The sequence below is a fragment of the Streptomyces anatolicus genome, assembly GCF_019400875.1.
GTDB lineage: Bacteria > Actinomycetota > Actinomycetes > Streptomycetales > Streptomycetaceae > Streptomyces > Streptomyces anatolicus.
In genome coordinates this window covers 1-1,197 of sequence record NZ_WMBF01000843.1, presented here as the reverse complement: position 1 = coordinate 1,197, position 1,197 = coordinate 1, and the positions used below count along the sequence as shown (strand labels likewise).

Below are 1,197 nucleotides of genomic sequence, written 5' to 3'. Positions count from 1 at the left end.
GTTCAAGAAGGAGCGCGAGGCGGTCTGGGCGGTGGACTCCACGGGCCACTCGTGGGACCTGGAACAGCGCAAGCGTTACGTCGAGGGCGAGCCGTACAAGAACTTCAACCTGGACAAGGCCGGCAAGGGCTACTGGTGGACGGGGTTCCCCAACGAGACGTACCCGCCCGGCTGGGACAAGTGCGACAAGGAGACGTTCTGGGTCGACGAGAACGAGCCGCCACCGCCCGGCCTGCCCGTCATCGACGCGGAGACGCTGGCGAAACTGGCGTACGCGAGGATCCGCGTGCCCGGTACGAAGATCTCCCTGGCCCCCGAGAACGAGACCAAAGTGAACCTCCCCACCTGGGCCTGGCTTGACGGTGCCGAGTTCAAGCCGGTGTCGGTCACGGCCAGGGTCGACGTACTCGACATCGAGGCGACGACGACCGCCGAACCGGTCTCCCTGAAGATCGACCCCGGCACGCCGGACGCCGAGACGTACCCCGGCTCCGGCGTCTGCGAGATCGTCGACGGCAAGATCGGTGAGCCGTACGCCAAGGGCAAGTCGGCACAGGACCCGCCCTGCGGCGTGAAGTACCTGCGCTCCTCGGGCGACGGTTCGTTCCCGCTGAAGGCGACGGTCACGTGGAAGATCCGCTGGACCGGCACGGGCGTGGACGGGGAACGGCAGCTGCCCGACGGGGAGTTCGGCGCGGAGCAGGACGTGGTGGTCCAGGAGATCCAGGCCATCAACCGCTAGAGGCGACGGGGGTTGCGGTATGGCGGGGAATCGGCCGCGGGACTGGCATGTCCTGGACCTGGACAAGGACCCGACGCCGGGTGACCCGGACCGGGTGCGCAAGCTCGCCAAGGACCTGCACGACTTCTCCGACGATGTCGGCAAGGTGCTGCGGGACATCAAGGGGATGGCGGGCGAGGACGCGATCCTCAAGTGGGCCGGCAAGACGGCTGAGGGCTTCACGGAGAAGTTCGAGAAGGCCCCGGAGAAGCTGAAGAAGCTCAAGAAGTCCTACGGGCTGGCGGGCGATGCCCTTGCCGCGTACTGGCCGGAGCTGGAGCGCGCCCAATCCCTGGCCGACAAGGCCCTGGTCAAGGGCCGCGAGGCCCAGGCCGACCTGTCCTCCGCCAAGTCCCGCCTCACCTCGGCCGACTCCTGGGTGGAAAAGGCGGGCAAGGAAGCCGACAAGTACAAGG

2 protein-coding genes are annotated in these 1,197 nt (G+C 67.6%); both read left to right on the top strand.

All coding sequences use genetic code 11. From position 1 onward, the window contains the following. Positions 1–742: hypothetical protein (locus GKQ77_RS32890; protein ID WP_219692801.1), on the top strand; the 742-nt coding region annotated here is incomplete at its 5' end. Between the two features lie 19 nt (positions 743–761). Then, the coding region (locus GKQ77_RS32885; RefSeq protein WP_372460055.1) for a putative T7SS-secreted protein at positions 762–1,197 on the top strand (436 nt) is incomplete at its 3' end.